At 38.4% G+C, this 18,632-nt stretch carries 13 protein-coding genes; 3 read left to right on the top strand and 10 right to left on the bottom strand.

What is annotated here, in order from left to right; translation table 11 throughout:
• Window positions 1-411 precede the first annotated feature (411 nt).
• Window positions 412-1,746: a hypothetical protein gene (locus tag PHF18_RS16795; RefSeq protein WP_300104748.1), complete on the bottom strand. Its 1,335-nt coding sequence runs from the start codon at window positions 1,744-1,746 to the stop codon at window positions 412-414.
• A gap of 1,219 nt (window positions 1,747-2,965) precedes the next feature.
• Between PHF18_RS16795 and PHF18_RS16790 the strand changes: the two genes are divergently transcribed.
• Entirely contained in the window at window positions 2,966-3,214 is a 249-nt protein-coding gene (locus PHF18_RS16790) for a CatA-like O-acetyltransferase (protein ID WP_300104750.1), read from the top strand.
• A gap of 164 nt (window positions 3,215-3,378) precedes the next feature.
• Here PHF18_RS16790 and PHF18_RS16785 read toward each other — a convergent pair whose 3' ends face one another.
• The 7 genes from PHF18_RS16785 to PHF18_RS16755 form a co-directional block, all read right to left on the bottom strand.
• Window positions 3,379-3,984, bottom strand: coding sequence for a pentapeptide repeat-containing protein (locus tag PHF18_RS16785; RefSeq protein ID WP_300104746.1), 606 nt, complete (start codon window positions 3,982-3,984; stop codon window positions 3,379-3,381).
• A gap of 1,904 nt (window positions 3,985-5,888) precedes the next feature.
• Entirely contained in the window at window positions 5,889-6,173 is a 285-nt protein-coding gene (locus PHF18_RS16780; RefSeq protein ID WP_300104745.1) for a ferritin family protein, read from the bottom strand.
• Window positions 6,174-6,309: 136 nt separating this feature from the next.
• Window positions 6,310-7,563, bottom strand: coding sequence for an acyltransferase (locus tag PHF18_RS16775; protein ID WP_300104744.1), 1,254 nt, complete (start codon window positions 7,561-7,563; stop codon window positions 6,310-6,312).
• Between the two features lie 1,298 nt (window positions 7,564-8,861).
• Window positions 8,862-10,097 (bottom strand): cation diffusion facilitator family transporter, encoded by a 1,236-nt coding sequence (locus tag PHF18_RS16770; protein WP_300104742.1) that lies wholly within the window; start codon window positions 10,095-10,097, stop codon window positions 8,862-8,864.
• A 52-nt stretch (window positions 10,098-10,149) separates the two neighbouring features.
• Window positions 10,150-10,671: a cob(I)yrinic acid a,c-diamide adenosyltransferase gene (locus PHF18_RS16765; protein WP_300104740.1), complete on the bottom strand. Its 522-nt coding sequence runs from the start codon at window positions 10,669-10,671 to the stop codon at window positions 10,150-10,152.
• Window positions 10,672-10,847: 176 nt separating this feature from the next.
• Window positions 10,848-12,365, bottom strand: a complete 1,518-nt coding sequence (locus PHF18_RS16760; protein WP_300104738.1) for a catalase — start codon at window positions 12,363-12,365, stop codon at window positions 10,848-10,850.
• 301 nt (window positions 12,366-12,666) lie between these two features.
• Window positions 12,667-12,972: an MscL family protein gene (locus PHF18_RS16755; protein WP_300104737.1), complete on the bottom strand. Its 306-nt coding sequence runs from the start codon at window positions 12,970-12,972 to the stop codon at window positions 12,667-12,669.
• A gap of 758 nt (window positions 12,973-13,730) precedes the next feature.
• Between PHF18_RS16755 and PHF18_RS16750 the strand changes: the two genes are divergently transcribed.
• Window positions 13,731-14,264, top strand: a complete 534-nt coding sequence (locus PHF18_RS16750; RefSeq protein WP_300104735.1) for a flavodoxin domain-containing protein — start codon at window positions 13,731-13,733, stop codon at window positions 14,262-14,264.
• Window positions 14,265-14,313: 49 nt separating this feature from the next.
• On the opposite strand, the gene PHF18_RS16745 is transcribed toward PHF18_RS16750, so the two are convergent.
• Both PHF18_RS16745 and PHF18_RS16740 read right to left on the bottom strand, forming a co-directional pair.
• A complete protein-coding gene (locus tag PHF18_RS16745) occupies window positions 14,314-15,096 on the bottom strand; it encodes an exodeoxyribonuclease III (RefSeq protein WP_300104734.1) in 783 nt (260 codons plus the stop codon).
• Between the two features lie 806 nt (window positions 15,097-15,902).
• Window positions 15,903-16,238, bottom strand: coding sequence for a hypothetical protein (locus tag PHF18_RS16740; RefSeq protein ID WP_300104732.1), 336 nt, complete (start codon window positions 16,236-16,238; stop codon window positions 15,903-15,905).
• Window positions 16,239-17,862: 1,624 nt separating this feature from the next.
• On the opposite strand from PHF18_RS16740, the gene PHF18_RS16735 reads away from it, so the two are divergent.
• A partial coding sequence (locus PHF18_RS16735; RefSeq protein WP_300104730.1) for a class I SAM-dependent DNA methyltransferase occupies window positions 17,863-18,632 on the top strand: 770 nt, incomplete at its 3' end.

Genomic DNA, 18,632 nt, shown 5'->3' with positions numbered 1-18,632 from the left:
GGTATAAAAACAGGATTTATACATCATAATTCTACAGAAATTTTAGAAAATTGAGTAAACTTTATATAAAAAGATTGGAAAATTCTAGACCGCCCAAAATGGAAAAAAGTTAACCGCCCTTGACAAAATGAAGAAGGTATATATCCCCTTTGAAATTAAAAGGCTGTTTGTAGTAGAATACCGAAATAGTTTTAGAGTTATAAATAACTCACTCCTGCATAAATAGCTCAAATTAATAGGTTTTACCGTAAAACCTGTGTATCAATATAGCTGAAAAAATACAAAAAAGAAACTCTAAAGCTTGGTGAAGTGCCACATGGAGTAATAACAGATTTAATCCTAAAATTAAATTACTCTATGCTGTAGCTCAAAAACTCTCATAGCAACATCATAGGTGTAAATATACCATAACTAAAATTTATCAAATATCATTTCTATAGCTTTCCCATGAGAATTATAATCATTTCCTGTACTTATGTCGATTTTTCGATCCCATATTTTTTGTACAAGATTGTTGTATCCTGCTATTTTTCTTACTTTTTTATCCACTCTGTATAATGATGTAATAGGTCTCCTTAGCCACCATTTCTTTATCCATTCGATTGGTTGACATAATATGGCAGTAGAATACGATGTTGGGTCTGTAGGTTTTATCGCTGGTGCTACAAGTTCCATTGAGTAATTTAAACCTTCTTTAAATGATATAATCTCCGAATTTTTATAATTACTTGATACATCTTCTAATAATTCTTTCTTTTTATTTATCGCTTTTTTCTTGTCTTCGATAGACTCAGAGTTTTTTATGTCTCTATCAATTTTAGAGAGTTTATCTCGGAAAGATTTGAAATCAGATCTCATGTCTAACAAGACAGAGGGTAATTGTTTACACGATTTAGCCTCATCCAATGCTAACGCTGTGAATGGTGGAATAGGGAATGTTGTTGATTTTATATGATCATCAATCTCTTTGATATCAAACTCTAATAGCTCAGAAATTCTTTGATATAATTCTCTTGGTACTGATTTATATGCCCGATCTATATATGAAGCAATATAAGGTACTCTTAAAAAGTCTGGGTAGTAATCTACATTGTTTATATGAGACACCAAAAGGTATCCTGCCGATCTGTATATATAACTTTGACTAGCTCTGATGTTATCTGGTAAACTAGGATAATATATTAAAGTGTGAAGCCAATCCATAAGTTTATCAAGCGAATTATTTTTTAAGTTATCACTAGTAACAAATACATGATGTTCGACAGAATAGCCACATTCTCTGTAATAAGAACAACACCCACTATCCTCAGATCTGGGACGTACATCGTCTATTTGATAAGGAGATATACCATGATATTTTTTGCTATCATCATTAGTTGTATCATAGTAATCTGTCTCTAAATTTTTTAATTTAGGGTCGACACCCATTTCCCAAAATGTATCCGTTGAAAATTCTACTAAAAAACCAGGCATGTTTTCGATAATTCTTTTTACTTCATCTCTACTAAATATAGGACTAAAATTATTCAATATTCCATTATCAACTAATTTTTTAGGAAGAGAATATTCAGGGAGTACATTAGATGAGTCTAGTGCTTTTAATTCGTCAAATAGTATTACAGCTTCACAAAGAGCTGAGAAATCAAAAAAGCGGTCACTTTTAAAGTACTTTTTATCCTCAACAATGAGAGAAGCATTATAAATAAGACTTTTTGTGATTAAAGCTTTATTAACCCAATCATCCAAACTTATACCTCCAATGTGTTATAATATTTGATTAATAAGCTATGAAGGTAAGCGTTTTTATTAAACTCTGATAGTCATTCACTAATTGGTTGAATTTAGATTTTTGAGCCTGACTTTGGATTTTAAAATTCTAATCTGATACCAATAATCAAATGTAAAAACATTTATAGAGTCCATACATACCCATGTTTTAGAATTGTGATAATATAATCTATGAGACTAGGCCAGGATATGGACACAAAAGGCTTTATTTTAAGTTACCTAGATCCCAGAAAAATAGACTCGGGGATCTAGGTATCTTGAAAAAACGCAACGCTCAACGCTGTTTGCAGATTTCTTTCACAACCAATTTTTACGTAGTCCATTTATCGTCAAATTTTATACTTTTCCAACTATGCTATGTTTTTAGGAAATGTAAAAACAGTTCAAGTTTTTAATACTTTCACAACTCAAGACAATAATTTTACTATTTTCAAACCTCACCCCTGCATGAATAACTCAGAAGCTCGTCTGAAGCTTAGAGAAGGCTTTTCTTTTTCCTTCGGCTTTAGGCTCAAGACCTCGCGGACGTGCTCAAGAGCTCCAGAGAAAAAGGCGTTAGAGTTTGACCTGTGGGAAGCCCTTTATCTGGCTATTTTGCTGATTACACCTTTCAAAAAATGTTTTTTCTGGCCTTTCTTTTCCGTTTTTTCTTTTTGGGGTAAGAGGGATAAAGAACAGGTCCAATTCCGACAGCCCATAGCCCAAAACATAAACCCCTTTTCAGGACTCATGCTTTTTTCGAGGTATTTCTGGAGATGGTAATAGGGCACGGTACCTGTTGCTTCTTCTGGTCTGCTGCAGGATCAGTGCTAGGACGAGCCCCTGCGCCGGATGGAATGAGTATCGTAAATTAAAATTTACAGAACTTTTGACACACTGCCTTATACCCTGGGATGAAATAGAGATAATGAATGCTAAATTGGTAAAAAAGCCCGAATAATTTATTTTTAATAATAATTAATATCTAAAAATCTACAAAGTAGTTAATTAAAAACGAATATTAGCGTTTATTTTATCTTCCTAATCTATAACTGAACCTCTTCGAGATTATAAAATAAATTGATAAATAGGAAAATAAATTTATCGTGGCTGTTTATTTGGTCAACTAAAGTGTAATCGTCATATCAGTTCATGAATAAACCGTCATGGCATTGACTGACCCAGCTAATGTAAGGTTATTACAGGTCCTGTAGAAAATGATGTATATCAATTCTCTGCCTTGCCGTGGATAACATTTACGCATATTTCGCACACGGATTTTGGAAATAAGGAAAAAGCGCAACCCATATTTGATTGGGGAAAATATCATGAAAGAGAAGGCAAATTTATGATGCCGTTTGCAGTCCAGGTTCATCATGCATTTGTTGATGGTATTCACATTGGCAAACTTGCAGATAAGCTGCAAAGATATCTGGATGAAGTGTAGATTATAAGCATAATGGGAGATCAGTAGTTTACTAATTTTTACTTTTCTTAAAGTTATGTCTTCAGATATCTGTATAATCGATGCATCGTCAGCTGGTTTTTCCCTGGTAGAAACAGGACAGATTCATTCATTTCTCCTCTGATTTATGTGGGTGAGTCAATGCCTTATACAATTTTGATTCCCAGAATCCGCGCAGCAAGTTCTATTGCTTGCCCGGCATTGACTATAGCCCCTCTGAGTTCATTGAGTGTATCGGATACTGTGATCCCATCAATGATACAATCCGATAAGTCGATGCCGTTGAGTAAGGCTTTATAAAAATCCACTCCCGTGAAATTAACCGTTTTCAGCGTGGGCTTCTTTAACCTAATCTCGGATAAGAAAGCTTCCGTAAAATTGCAGTCACGAATGGTGCAGTTTTCCAATACAGAACTTGAAAAATCTGCATATCGAAAGGAACCGTCCGCCAAAGAGGTTTCTTTCATGTGGCTCTTGCTGAAGTTACTGCCATCGCCCTTGCATGTTAATATTTTTGAACCTTTCCAGTAGCTTTCCATAAAACTGCAATTCGCAAAATTGCAGTTATCAAACACCGAATTGTAAAAGCTGGTTTTTGAAAAATTACATTTGCTGAACTGGCATTGTATAAACTGTACCGATTCAAATTCTATCCTTGTAATATCGATGTCCGAAAGTATATCGCCTTCAAAGCGCATTCGTTCTATATAATTGTCATCAGATTGTGCGGCTATAATTCTGCTTTCCAACATGCTTCCATTTCCATATACTGATGTTTCCAAATGATTATACTATATTGGACTTACACACTAGTAGGCCACACCTATAGTTTTTCCGGTTCTATTGTAAAAATCAAAACATAGAAATAATAATTTAGTTTCACAGCAAAGAACATAAAAAAGCAGAATATTCCTCATATAACATTTTTCAATTTTCTTTTATGCAACACACTATTAGCAGGAAAAGCAAAAAACAAAGAAAATGATAGGTTTTACATGAAAACCTGCGTATCCTGATTCCATAAAAATTAATTCCTCCGGACCCACAAAGGAAATTCTAAAGAACTTCTTATTGTCATGCCAGCCAGATAATGTCGTACGAAAATTTTCAATCAAAACTTCAGTACTTATAAGGTTATGAAGAGAAACAGAAACTTAGTAACCGAGAATAAATATTTTTCTTAATGTGAGAATTATAAATTTTTTTTAAATTTTTTTCCATCAAAAAATAGTTAGTAGCAAGTTCTTTTCACCAGGTCCTGGATTTGTTTTTCAATTTGCCATTTTTATCCAGGACATGGTTCCGTTATATATTTGCCATTTTTCATAGGGTTGTGGGTTCGTTTTTAAGTATGCCATTTTTGGATTCCCCATTTTTTTAGACTTCCCACTTTAGAGTTTAGCAGTAATTTAATTTCATTTTATAGGACTTGCGCAGTCAAATCTAGAAAGGCAACACAGAATCTCAGCTTTTGAATCATCTGTTTATCAGGTGCGTAAGTCCTATATGGTAGGCTTTTTGGAGGTTCGCAATGGTTAGGTATAAACGATTTTTGACTTTTTGCGGCATGTTTCGTTGCACAGAAGACTCCAGGCTTTACATGATCTTATTTCATCAAGGGTAAACATACCATTGTGAAAAAAAATCATGTTAGATGGCTTCTTGTTACTTTTTCTCATCTTCTGTTTCTTCCACCTCCTGAGTCTCCTATTACAAGTTTGCAGGACTTTCATTTATTTATGTATCGGAACACAGTATCCTATTACCTACCTAAAAGTATATATAAGTAACGCTTGATTCGTAAGGGACTTCTTAAGAAAAGATAAATAAGTATAACCCTCCAAACTTATATATATATTTCATATCTTATACAAATCTTGAAGTATCTGACAAGTGTGCATAGATTGATATGATGAGAACATGGGGGACAGATTGAATCCAATCCAGTTCCCCCAACAACCACAAAATTTGAAATTAGAACCTTTTCTCTCAATTGCAGTCTTTTCTCACAGTCTTTCGGATTAAATCCTCTGATTATTCGTCTTTTTTCTCACACCCGTCTTTCTTTACTTCTTTTCCCCAACCCTGGCTGTAGAAGTGAGATAACCTGAAAATCAGGTATTATCCACTCTTGGAAAAAGCGTGGTTTAGAATAGAATGGAATAAATTGGAAGAAAACCGAATAACGTTGATAATATGGAGTAAAAAAGAAGACAAATCAAGAGTTCAGTTTCTTTCCCAATCTCTGGAGATTTATTTCTGTTTTCCGTTTTTCCGTTTTTCTGTTTTTCTGTTTTTCTGTTTTTCCGTTTTTCCGTTTTTCTGTTTTTCTGTTTTTCTGTTTTTCCGTTTTTCCGTTTTTCTGTTTTTCCGTTTTTCCGTTTTTCCGTTTTTCCGTTTTTCCGTTTTTCCGTTTTTCCATTTTTCTGTTTTTCCAAGTTTTATATAACTTGTTAAATCTTATTTATTTTTATAATATTTAAAATTTTCTGAGGGAGTGAATGCATGAGTTTCTTAGACAGATATTGGTCGGATAGAAAAAAGGCTTTATTTTGCTGACCTGAATAACTGGAGAATGTAAAAAAGATAAGAGAATTAAAACGTTTAAATGTTGGGTTTTCCAGAAGCTTTCTGGAAAGCCCAAGCCCAGCTTGATTTATTTGGACAACTCTTCTTCTACTTCTTCGGCTCCGGCTTCCAGCTCATCTTTTTGCTGGGGGTCGAACCTGAGAAGAAGTGCCTGAAACTCTCCGACATGCGTTTTTTCTTCTTTGGCAATGTCCAGAAGAATCTTTCTTATATCTTCATTTTTGGCCAGGTTTGCCATTTGTTCATAGAGGTTTATGGCATCAAGCTCGGCAATGATTCCGGCTCTGAGGATTTCCTTATCAATATCTTCTTCTGCTATGTTCTTAAGGTCTATTGGTATTGTGGATAACAAATTATTCACCTTTTTATTATATTCGACTTCTACAATTTATAATTGTTTTTATAAGACCAGAGAAATGCTTCCCTCTTATGAGTTATGTTCTTTTTTATCCTCTTTTTTTATTTTCTATCCTTTTCATTCATCCTTTTTATTTATTAAAACCGGTAATAAATCTTGTATTAAACAAGTGTTTTTTCAAGAATTTTCGGTGTGATACACTACTCTTTAAGTTTAACTCCATTGTTTGGATCTGGTATGAAACGAAAATTAACAGAGGAATGGCTATAAACACCATAATAACATCTCGTAAAATTGGAGAACTTATGAAGTTTGTTCCCCAGTTCCATAGTGTAAAAAATGGTCTGTGGAATAAATAAATGCAGTAAGAAGACGTGGAGATGTATGTGAAGACCGGGCTTAAAAAACTTGATGATCTGTCATTGATAAATTTCGTTGCAAATGAATACTCCAATACACAGAACAATATTGCAAAAATATTTAGAAGCAGTGTGTCAATGATGAACTGTAATAAAGGCGGGTTAATATTCAGTAAACCTGCCATACTGTCCAGAATAGATCTTATCATGGAAGAACCTATTATAGCGCTGCCGGTATCAACAGTTACGGAAACTCTTGGGTCCAGAAACAGAGACTCTCTTAATCCCGTAACAATTGTCAGTACGAAGATTACCGGAAGAACTGCCAGCAGAACCCGGGCAAGGGGGGTTTTCAAGGGTGTCTTTACGGCTTTTCCAAACTGGCTTTCTTTGCAGGTAAGGATTCCAAAAACGAATATGAGGAAAAACATGAAAAAACGGTAGTCAATAATATTGAAAGTTTTTGAGATTAAAAAGAATAAGAGGTAGACAATAAAGGAAGAAAGCAATATACTTTTTGTAGTCTTTGAGTACATAAGAATTAATGGATAAATGGCATAGAAAATAACAATTAAACCTATAAAATATAGTGTTAACATAGGAGACACATAAGCCGGAGCAAGCAGGATTTGCAGCCCCAGTACATGTACTAATACATTATAAAAACTAAACACATTCTCCGAATTGGGAAAAACAAAGCCTGAATTTAACCTCGGAGCAAATACGAAAAACACCAGTACAAATGTGGCAAGTGCAACCCAGTAAAGGGGATAGATTCTCAAAAGCCTTTTTTTATAAAAATCAAATACATTTTGAAGCGAGTTTATCGAGTGGTTATTGTAATATAGCAGGTATCCACTCATAAATATAAAGAGACTCAAACCCATGTTTGCAAAGTAAGGATCAAATGCATAGAGTGCTAACTTCCCATAAGAAGAATACAAAAAATTGCTCAAATGAGCTGGAATAATCATAATTATTGCTAATGCTCTTAAAAAGTCAAATGCAATTATTTTGTTTTTCACTATATCAATACCTACAGTTGTTTTATAATAAACCCAGAAAGTTAATTATATGAGATTTTGCCATTTTAGTTAATGTCCCTTCTTTTGGAAATAATGGGTGTTAAAATTATCTATTTTTCAAATATATCAATTTAAAAAGCTATAATTTTAATTTAAAGGGGTATATAATGAATTATATTTAATTAAACTAATTTTATATCTCCAAATAATCTATTGGGGTCTAAAAAGGCATAATACGTGATAGCGATTATTGCAAAAGGATATAAGTACTTATTGATTCAAATAGACGATTTTTTAGGGCCTGCAAGTACCATTGTTATAAATCTTAAGAGTGTTAAAGGTAGAAAAGAATCCAATATGCTTTTTAATCGAAAATTGGACGATCAAAAGACAAATCTTAAAGTCCGTATCATATCTATAAAATCGGAGTTTCTAATATATTAAAAAAGAAAGGCTCTTGGCTATGATTATTTGCAGTATAACAAATAATTAATTAAGTTGACGACTTCAACTTGGTATATACTCCCCAGGTTGAAGTTTTGTAAATTAGAATTAAGCGTCTCTTCCAGAAGTTCCCGGCAAAAACGATGAACTTAATAGTCTCTCAGGTAAAAGTAACTGATAGCATCTGCGGGCTAAAACAAGCATGAAATAGGGACCGGAAGAATTAGAATCCAAAACCAAAATTAAGTTAAAATAAGAAATTAATTTACTAAAACCAAAATTAAGTTAAAATAAGGAATTAATTTACTAAAAAAGCCTTTTAGAATCTTTTAAAGTGATCCATAAGGTCTGGTCCAATTTTATGTAATTTAGTTCTGTACTCAGTCAATTTACTACTTATTTAAGTCATTACTCACTTAAGTTACCTTAGTCAAGTTACTACTTATTTAAGTTACATCTCTTCTTTGTACGTCTTCTTCATACATCAGGGACTGACCCTATGGACCAATAGTGACTATGTAGGTGAAAGTATAAGTAAACAGCGATCGGAAACTTGTTTTTTGGCGGTACTGTTATTTAAATGCCCGGAAATCCTGGAATTACATAATTTGAAGTAATTTTTTCCATGTTTTCCGGGTTATTTCATCGTAAAACCGATTTTATTACTTTGGGAGTGCGGAGGGTCACAAATACCATATCCTTTACAGGCTGTTCGACAATTACCTTCAATGATATTTTAATTCTTTTGTTTTCGATTTAAAGGCTTTAGGTGCCTTATTTTTTATGTGTTTTTGCCCTGAAATTAAATTGTCGGACAGCCTCTTCAGGTTGAGGTGGCGACACGCAGTTTGATTTTACTCTGTAGGTGCTGTGAGCGTGCTCAACTCTGAAACCTTCTCCACAACTTTTTCAACATCTTCCGCCGCCTCCGGCATCTGGAGCATTTTCACAAAACTATCGCGAAGCATGTGGAACGGGCCTTCGCCGATTTCACCCACGATCAAAACATTGATCCCTCGATTTTTCAGAAACTCCGTAGTCTTCAGACCTCTTTTTTTCTCCAGGTCTGAGGCAGGGTTTTCGCTGATATCCCAGCTTTTTATCTTACCATCTTCCAGTTCGATAAAAATAAAATACGGGGCTCTGCCAAAATGCCCGGAAACCTTTGAGTGTAAACCTTCCTGCATCAGAACAGGAACTGCAATTTTCATTACTGACATCTTTCCAGGCTTTGCATTGACGACTAAATGTTCCAGGTTCTTTACCTCATTTTTCACAATCTTTTCTATTTCCTCGGAAAGCATATCCACTCTTTTAAGATTAGCATCGCCCTCTATTTCAATTTCAATTTCCCCGAATACTACCAGACCGGACTTTCGAAGTCTGATTTCCCCGACAGTTTTCACGCCCTGAATACTTCCCACATTCTGCCTGATCCTTGTAATCGAATCCTTATCCAGCCATGCATCCATCAGTGTTAGTACAGAGTCTCGAGCAATACCAGTTCCAAGCTTGAATATCATAAGAGAGATAATCAGTACCCCTACACTATCAAGCCACGGCATGCCTGACATTGAACCGGCAATTGTAATGACAACTATCAGGGAACTGAAAACGTCCGTATAGGAATGTATCGCATCAGCAATCAAAGCCTGGGAGTCTATCAGTCTGCCTACTCTGGCTTTGTATTTGGATAAAACATACATTGTTATTACCGAAAACACGGCTGCGCCAAGTGCGATTCCCTGGAGTTTCATCTCAACAGGATTTGTAATGTTCAGCAGCGCCTCACGTACAAGTTCGACTCCGGAAAAGAGGATTATAATCGAAACAAAAAGTGAAACCAGGTTATCTGCTTTGTAGTAACCGTAGGGGAATTTCTCTGCACTGTCTTTCAGGCTGAGCTTCAGCCCGACCCAGACGGCAAATGATGCGAAAATATCCAGTGACGTGTGAACAGCATCGGCAATCAAGACCGAACTTCCTGAATAAAAACCGACAACTCCTTTTAGAGCTGCAAGAAAAACTAAAGTAAGAGTTGAATTCTTTGAAGCATTAGCGCCTAACACTAAGTTCTCTCGTACAACCATTATCCCACATCAATCTTGAATATACACATGCAGAAAACGTATAATTTTGGGGTTAATATTCAACCCCTTCCCTTGCAGGGACGTTTTTTTCAAAGGGATGCTTCACAAGCTTCATCTCCGTCACCAGGTCTGCCCTTTCTACCAGTTCTCCGGGAGCCCTCCTCCCTGTCAGGACAACTGTTGTCTCTTCCGGGATCTCCTCCAGCAGTTTGAGGATGTCTTCTGTCTTCACAATACCGAAATGGGCTGCAAGATTTATCTCGTCCAGGATCAAGAGCCTGGGCTTCCTCTCAAGGGCTTTTTTTGCGAATTCCAGGCCCTCTGATGCCAGTTCATAATCCAGGGGTTCGGGGCTTTCGAAGTCTATGAACTCCTCCCTTCCGAACTGATGGATCTCATATTCCGGCGCCAGCCTGTCCTTTATTTTGTACTCCCCTATATACTTTCTACCTTTCATAAACTGGATAATTATTACACTGTACCCGTGGCCTACAGCCCTGAGAGCCAGTCCAAAGGCGTTTGTGGTCTTTCCTTCTCCTTCCCCCGTATAAAGATAAACCATGCCTTTTCCCATTTTAACCTCTCAGAAGTGTGCTACCCCGAAGAAAAGTAGTTTGCAGGCATCATTATTTTTGTTTTAGGTTTCCATAACCCACAAAAAATTAGTTTTTCCCCGTAAAACGATTTTTTTAAGTCTTAACGGGGAAATGGAAGTTTAATTCAAAAATCCGAAGTTATATCCGAAGTTATTTATTTTTCAGTCGCCTTTGCACGCTCTTCTTTGGTCATATTAGCAAGGCGTTCAACTTCTTTTATGTCAAGCCCTAGACCCTTAGCCACCCGGCCCCCATAGTCGGGGTCAGCTTTGAAGAAGATGGCTGTCTGCCTGAGCTGGATGCGTTTCTGGGCACCTGAGAGATGGGATACAATGTTGCCTACCAGGTGCTCCTTGTCCTCTTCGGTCATGACGTCCCGGTACAGGTTGCCGGGCTGTACAAAATCGTCATTGGGGTAGTTATAAGGCGTACGGGCTGCCAGTCCCGAGACCTCGAAGGGCGGTTCCAGGAAAGCAGGGTTCGGGGCAGGCCCGTCAAAACTGTTGGGCCAGTAATTGGGTCCGCCGCCTTGATTGCCATCAACGCGCATGAAACCGTCCCGCTGATAGCTGGTCTCAGGCGAGTGCTTTGGTGCATTCACGGGAATCAGGTGATAGTTGGGACCAAGCCTGTGGATGTGGGTGTCATGATAGGAAAAGACCCTTGCCTGCAGCATCTTGTCCGGAGAGATGCCAATTCCCGGCACAAGGTTTGCAGGACTGAAGGCTGCCTGTTCCACTTCGGCAAAGTAATTGGTAGGATTCCGGTTCAATACCAGTTTTCCGATCTTGATAGGCGGAAAATCGCCATGGGGCCAGACCTTTGTAATGTCCCGGATATCAAATCGATAATTTTCAGCCTGCTCCGGGGTCATTATCTGCATCTCAAGGGTCCAGGAAGGATAGTCACCTTTCTCGATAGCTTCATACAGGTCCCTTGTGGCGTGGTCCGGGTCCGTCCCGCTTAATTTTTCCGCTTCCTCCCGGGTCAGGTTCTTTATGCCCTGGTCGGTCTTGAAATGGTACTGTACCCAGAAGTATTCGCCTTTATCATTGTACCATTTGTAGGTGTGGCTTGAGTAACCGTTCATGTTTCTGAAGGTAGCAGGAGTGCCCCTGTCAGAGAAAAGGATAGTGACCTGGTGAATTGATTCAGGGGTCAGGGAAAGGAAGTCCCAGAACATGTCCGGATCTTTGCAGTTTGTAGCGGGATTACGCTTCTGTGTGTGGATAAAATCAGGAAACTTCAGAGGGTCACGAATGAAAAACACAGGAGTGTTGTTTCCTGTCAAATCATGGTTTCCGTCTTCAGTGTAGAACTTTATGGCAAATCCGCGAGGGTCACGGGCTGCATCAGCCGAACCTTTCTCTCCCCCTACAGTGGAAAAGCGGACAAATACTTCGGTACGCTTGCCGACTTCGGAAAGAAACTTAGCCTTTGTGTACTTTGTCACATCAGCAGTTACCTCGAAGTACCCACCAGCACCTGCACCTTTCGCATGTACCACACGTTCAGGAATTCGTTCACGGTCGAAATGGCTGAGCTTGTCCAGCAGATGGGCGTCCTGCATAAGGACAGGCCCGCGTTCTCCTGCTGTAAGGCTGTTCTGATCATCCCCCACCGGGATCCCAAACCCGGTAGTTAACACCCTGGATGGCTTCTTTTCACTCATATATATGTCACTCCTCTTTATATAGGGGCATATTGATAAATTAATTAAGCAATAACCGTACTGGCTTCTTCAGTATAACCTACCCCAAAAAATTAATGAATAAATATAAACTTTTGCTTATAAATAGATTTACATATACTGCCAACACTCAGAAATAATGTTAATTGTGATTGAGCAGGTCCCAAAACTAAAAATTTGTTTATTTAGCATGATCAAAACCGAAAAAAGTAAAGTTGTAGTATTAGGGATAAAGAAAAAGTAAAAGAGAAAAAGTAAAAGAGAAAATATGACTATTTCCCAATTACCTTTTGGTTACTTTTTCCTCTTTTAATACCTTTTTAGCGATGATAAAGACCACAAATGCAATAATAACGAAGTTTATCAATTCTCCCAGAAAGGCCCCCCATCCCAGGACTATCGGCCCGATATCAAGTGTTGCCGTTCTCCAGGCCCCACCAGGGATAAAAGGTGTTATAATTGGCATGATGATGTTATCTACAAAAGATTTTATAAAGGTCGTGGATGCGATACCCATGATCAAAGCAATTGCCAGTGGAATTACCTTGTATTCATAAAGAAACTCTTTAAACTCGTCTAAAACGCCCAATATAGTCCTCCTTAAACCTCTTGAATATATTAATTTACAAAAATTAATCTTAATGAATATTAATTAATATTATTATATTGTCCTGCATATATATTCTTTGTCTGTTTTTTTCTTATCTTCCGGACTGATTTTATACTACAGCTCCCCTGAAAATCAGTTATTTGGGTTTTAATGACCAGGATAGGGAATGGAAACCTTCAAAATTGAAATGGAGAAAAACTGCACTTAAATTTATTATATAGGTGTTCTTAAAAAGTTTATTTCACGGCAGAGCACGCTATTTAAAAGCAAATTACAGAAACAAATGCTCAAATAAATAATCAAAAGTTGAAGAATTAAGCTCATATGAGACTCACAGTTTGTCCCCAGGTACACGGGTTGAGATTTGGCATCATGTTTCCAGCCCGTCTAATACTTTCTTTTTTATTTACTGTACGCAGGCGGGCTCAAGCCGTGCGTGGCGAGTGAAAAGAAGGAACTTAATACGTCATTTACGGGCATTTCGGATAAATACCAACCATTTAAATAAGGAGTACCGGCTCACAGAAAAATGTCAAAAATAAATGCCTTCCTGGAAAACTTTGGAGAGGTTGGCTGTCTAACTCCTTGCAGTCCGTTGAGTAGATGTCGTACCTCATTTTAATGAAAAGAGGATCTGAATGTGCTGGAACAGAGGTGAGTGAACGCGACCAGGAACTGTTTCCAAAGATAACAAGTAATAGGAGCGAAGATAAGAAGTAATGGGGGGATTGATTCAGATGAAAGTCAAAGTTCTTGTGGCTTATGCTTCGAAGTATGGTTCAACGCAGGAAGTTGCCGAGGCGGTCGCGGCTGTTTTGCGCGAAAGTGGCCTTGTTGTAGATCTTGAACCCATGCGAGAAGTAAAAACCCTTGAGGAATACACCGCAGTCGTGCTGGGTGCACCACTCTACATGCTCCATTGGCACAAGGAAGCACGCGGTTTTCTATCCCGGCACCGTGAAACCCTCACGAAGCGGCCAGTGGCTATTTTCGCACTTGGCCCATTTAATGATGAGGAAAAGGAGTGGAAGGAAGTGCGTGCACAGCTCAATAAAGAGCTTGCGAAGTTTCCCTGGCTTACACCCATCGCTATTGAAATATTTGGCGGCAAGTTCGATCCGAAGAATCTGCGTTTTCCTGACAACTTAATTGCTAAGCTGCCGGCAAGCCCTTTACGCAATATGCCGGCAAGCGACGCTCGGGATTGGACCGCGATTCGCGCATGGGCGAGCAACCTGGCCACGCAGCTTCAGCCTTCTCTGTCACAATAAAAAGGATTTGAAATTAGAAGAACGAATAAAGTATTCGACTGAAATAAACTCAAACCTGAAACTCAAGCACCAGTCCCACAGGGCAGTGGTCTGAACCCATGATTTCAGGGTAAATCGGGGCAGCTTTTACATTTTCCTGAAGGTTTTCACTGACGAAGAAGTAATCCAGGCGCCAGCCAACGTTTCTTTCGCGAGCCCGGGTTCTCATTGACCACCAGGAATAGTTTCCGCCTTCACTGTTGAACATACGGAAGGTATCAAGATATCCGGCTGCAAGGAATTTATCCATCCAGGCTCTTTCTTCAGGGAGGAAGCCGGAAATAGTCTCGTTTTCTCTGGGACGGGCAAGGTCGATTTCTCTGTGGGCGGTATTGACATCCCCGCAGATGACAAGCTTTTTGCCTTCGGCTTTAAGGGCGTTTGCGTAATCTAAAAAGGCGTCATAAAAGGCCATTTTGTATTCAAGGCGTTCTCGGGAGGCTTTGCCGTTTGGGAAATAGATGTTCATCAGGGTGAAATCTTCATAATCGATTCTGAGAAAACGGCCTTCCCTGTCAAACTCTTCAATTCCCATTCCGGTTTCGACTTTAAGGGGTTTCTCCTTTAAAAACGTCCCGACCCCACTGTAGCCGCTTCGTTCCGCAGAAACGAAGTAATTGTAGTAACCGGGAATGTTCTTTGCTTCCCTCGGAAGCTTTTCCAGGGAGGCTTTTGTTTCCTGGATGCAGATGACATCGAATTTCTGCTCCAGCAGCAAATTCAGAAAGCCCTTCTTCATTGCAGCCCGGAGACCGTTTACGTTCCAGGAAATAAGGTTATAATGTTCCGGCATTTTTTACCTCTTTATTTTATCTCTTTATTTTACCTCTTTATTTTACCTCTTTATTTTACCTCTTTATTTTACCTCTTTATTTCTTTCCTACTCTTTTTACATTTTCTCTACTTTTCAATTTTTCAGATCAAATTGATATAAAGTTATTCAGAATTGAACATAAGGTCATAGAGGCATAAAGAAGTCATAGATTCATAAGTCACACAGTTATAAAATCATCTGATTTACTATCATGCGTCTTCGGTTAAGTGAGGAATCATGATAAATTGCATCCATCCCCCCAACAGATTTCCAAAATTTAAATAGAATCGGGGATTGAGCAAGGCGTTGATTTTCGGAAAATAGGGCAAAATATGGTGCAGCCTTCTGGTATAAAATCGATAGCTCTCAGGCAAGAAAATTCCTTAACCGATGACCAATGGAATGGTATCCACCTTCTTTTTCTTTCAAGTGATCCGGTGCGGCTTGAACTCGACGGCGTTTAGCAAGAAAATGAAAACTTCAGCCTCACTTCCATAAAAATAAATATAAAATTTATATAGATTGTTTTAACGCCCACAAGGAAAAAGATTCAAATGAAAGATTCAAAGAATAGCTTTAATCTTGAAAAGACGAAACAGAATAGTAAGCTTTTTACTAGTGTCGCTTCAGCAGTAAAATGTCTTATAAAATCGATTAAAACCATTCAGAATATTTAAATCCTTGAGGAATGACGCGACACTAGAATAGCATAATAAATAACACTTTTTGATGTTTTAAACCTTTCCCGAATCCAAATGGAAATGGTTTGAGTTTTAAGACAGGCTCTAACATCCACTTTCTTTTTTTATGGCTTGTCTGGATGTTTGTATGCTCTTATCCCTCAAATGTTCACTGACAAGTTGCCTGAACGTTTCTCTTTTAGATATCCCGCGTTTACTTCTTTCCTTTTCGAGTGCCATTTCTATTCGTGTATTTATTTTTTGAATGTGCCCATAACTGAGGTCGGTCTTGCTCAACTGCACACCCAGTTCCGAACATAAAATATCCCGAATCGTCTGAGCTTGAGATCGATTACCTCGATAGCCAATAAATTTATTTAACAGTATCTCGCTGACTGGAATCATATCGCCTGGGCGATAAATCAAGTATCCAATTGACATTCTTCACACCTCCGCATCTGTTCGCGGATTAACTACCTAACTAGCTCATATTTACATCAACTTTCGCTCCTATCCATTTCTTCCGAAGTTCTTGTACAATCTTCGGACTGGTGTGTATGCAGCATGTTTTTGCATTCCAGATTTCAATATTGCCTCATCACAATGCTTAATGCGTAACACATCACACAAAAAATATTCATCGCCTGCGCGTTATTAAGGGAGCCTATGCACCTTTCAAATTTGGTATACAGTTATTAAGGGAGCCTATGCACCTTTCAAATTTGGTATACAGTTTTTCATCGCTGGAAGAAGGCAGTGCGGATCTGTATTTGATAGAACCACCGATCATCATTCACCATCCCTTCACATGTAGCAAATGAGATCAGTAATCACATGTGACAGGCAGGAAGCCCTGTTGCTTTAGCGCAGGGAGGACTGCCGTCAACTTTCTGGCATTCCGTTCCACGTTTGGATTTCTTCACTCTGCTTTGGAATCGAATTTCCGTATCAGGTAACACGGGTTTTGAAAACCGTCTCCCCTCGCCAATGTTGGATATGCTTGTCAGGTGTAGCACACCGCCCCTACCTCTCAGGACTTTTAATGCTACACGATAGAGCTACAAACTGAGGAAACATTCGTAGGTATCATGACATTTCCAACGTAGTCAATTGAGACTTAGGCTGGTCAACAAGGGTATTTACATGCCCCTTCCTCAAAATTCTTTAAAATTTAGGGAGGGGTAGTTGACTGGATAGCATACCGTATGATTATAAATTTGGCTATCTTTGTAGTTAAGTGATAGGTTTTGAGAATTTTTTTTGATAGGTGTAAAGAAAGTTCTGTAAACTTGTCGTCATCTAAGAACTTCTGAAACGCGCCGTAAAAAATCGTCATCTAAATTCAAAAGATGTAAATTGTTTCATTTTACCCACTTTTCTCCATTCCATTTTTTCCAATCAATTTGCGGGCGGCCACCATACCCTAAACAGGCTGTCCGACAATTCAATTCCAGGTCAAAAACGTGTGAGAAATGAGGCATCTAAACCCTTTAAATCGAAAAAAAAGGAATTTAAATATATCAATATTACCGTTAGTAATTGTCGGACATCCTGTAAAGGTCTGGATATTCGTGACTCTCTGCGCTCCCGTAGTAATAAAATGGAATTAATTAGGAATCGATACACTAGAGATTAAGGTTTAAAACATCATTATTAATTAGACATAGTCATATTGCTCGATTCTAACCCCTTTATTTCACATGCAGAATTTTAACTTACAGTTGGTCATTATCACCAGTAAATGACCCAAAAACATGCCTCTGATCCTCAATGAATAAATCAAAATCACAATTTTTTTACTGGATTATTAGAGATTATCATATTTTTCGATTCTAATCCCTTCGTTTCACATGCAGAATTTTAGTATACAGTTTATGCAGTTTACATTCTCACCAGAAAGGGACCCAAAAACATGACCCTGGCACTCAACGAACAAATCAGAATCACAAGCTTTTTACTGGATTATTAATAAGAGATAGTCATATTATTCGATTCTAACCCCTTCATTTAACATACAGAATTTTCACATACAGTTTTCATTCTCATCAGAACAGGACCAAAAAACATGCCCTTAACCCTCAACGAACTCAACTCTCACCTTTTCAAAGCCGCAGATATCCTACGCGGCTCAATTGACAGTTCCGAATACAAGCACTACATTTTTGGAATGCTTTTCCTGAAAAGGCTCTCTGACCAGTTTGATGAAAATATCATCCGGGTTACGGAAGAACTCGTAAAAGAAGGCATGCCTGATGCCAAAGCAAAAGAGATTGCTTTAACTGACAAGGACGAGCACGGAGGTAGTTTTTTCGTCCCACCCCGTGCCCGCTGGTCCGAACTTGAAAAGAAGTCTTCTGACATAGGAGAGGCTATAAACAAAGCCTTTGAAGCCCTGGAACACGAAAATTCTTCTCTTGAAGGCGTGCTGATCGCGATTGATTTTAACGACAAGGGACGCATATCCGATGCCGTTCTCCAGAAGCTTATCACTCATTTCGGGAAATACAACCTGGCAAACCATTCCCTTGAAAATAAAGACATGCTGGGCAGGTCCTACGAATATCTGATCAAACACTTCGCAGACGATGCCGGAAAGAAAGGCGGGGAATTCTACACCCCTGAAGAAGTGGTCCGGCTCCTTGTAAAGCTGGTCAAGCCCGCCGAGGATATGCGCATCTGCGACCCCACATGCGGCTCAGGCGGCATGCTTATCGAATGCATCCACTATTTGCAGGAACACGGCAAAAACCAGGACAAAATCTCCCTTTTCGGGCAGGAAAAAAACCTCAACACCTGGGCCATCTGCAAGATGAATATGCTCCTGCACGACATCCT

Origin of the sequence: Methanosarcina sp., assembly GCF_028693135.1 — an archaeon.
Classification (GTDB): Archaea; Halobacteriota; Methanosarcinia; order Methanosarcinales; family Methanosarcinaceae; genus Methanosarcina.
Note: the sequence above shows the minus strand (reverse complement) of the source record. Positions and strands in the feature narration are given on the sequence as shown.

Bases quoted from the DNA above. Each gene is read 5' to 3' on its own strand.
- PHF18_RS16785 (WP_300104746.1), bottom strand. From the start codon at position 3,984: ATGTTGGAAAGCAGAATTATAGCCGCACAATCTGATGACAATTATATA.
- PHF18_RS16770 (WP_300104742.1), bottom strand. From the start codon at position 10,097: ATGGTTGTACGAGAGAACTTAGTGTTAGGCGCTAATGCTTCAAAGAAT.
- PHF18_RS16765 (WP_300104740.1), bottom strand. From the start codon at position 10,671: ATGGGAAAAGGCATGGTTTATCTTTATACGGGGGAAGGAGAAGGAAAG.
- PHF18_RS16760 (WP_300104738.1), bottom strand. From the start codon at position 12,365: ATGAGTGAAAAGAAGCCATCCAGGGTGTTAACTACCGGGTTTGGGATC.
- PHF18_RS16750 (WP_300104735.1), top strand. From the start codon at position 13,731: ATGAAAGTCAAAGTTCTTGTGGCTTATGCTTCGAAGTATGGTTCAACG.
- PHF18_RS16745 (WP_300104734.1), bottom strand. From the start codon at position 15,096: ATGCCGGAACATTATAACCTTATTTCCTGGAACGTAAACGGTCTCCGG.
- PHF18_RS16740 (WP_300104732.1), bottom strand. From the start codon at position 16,238: ATGTCAATTGGATACTTGATTTATCGCCCAGGCGATATGATTCCAGTC.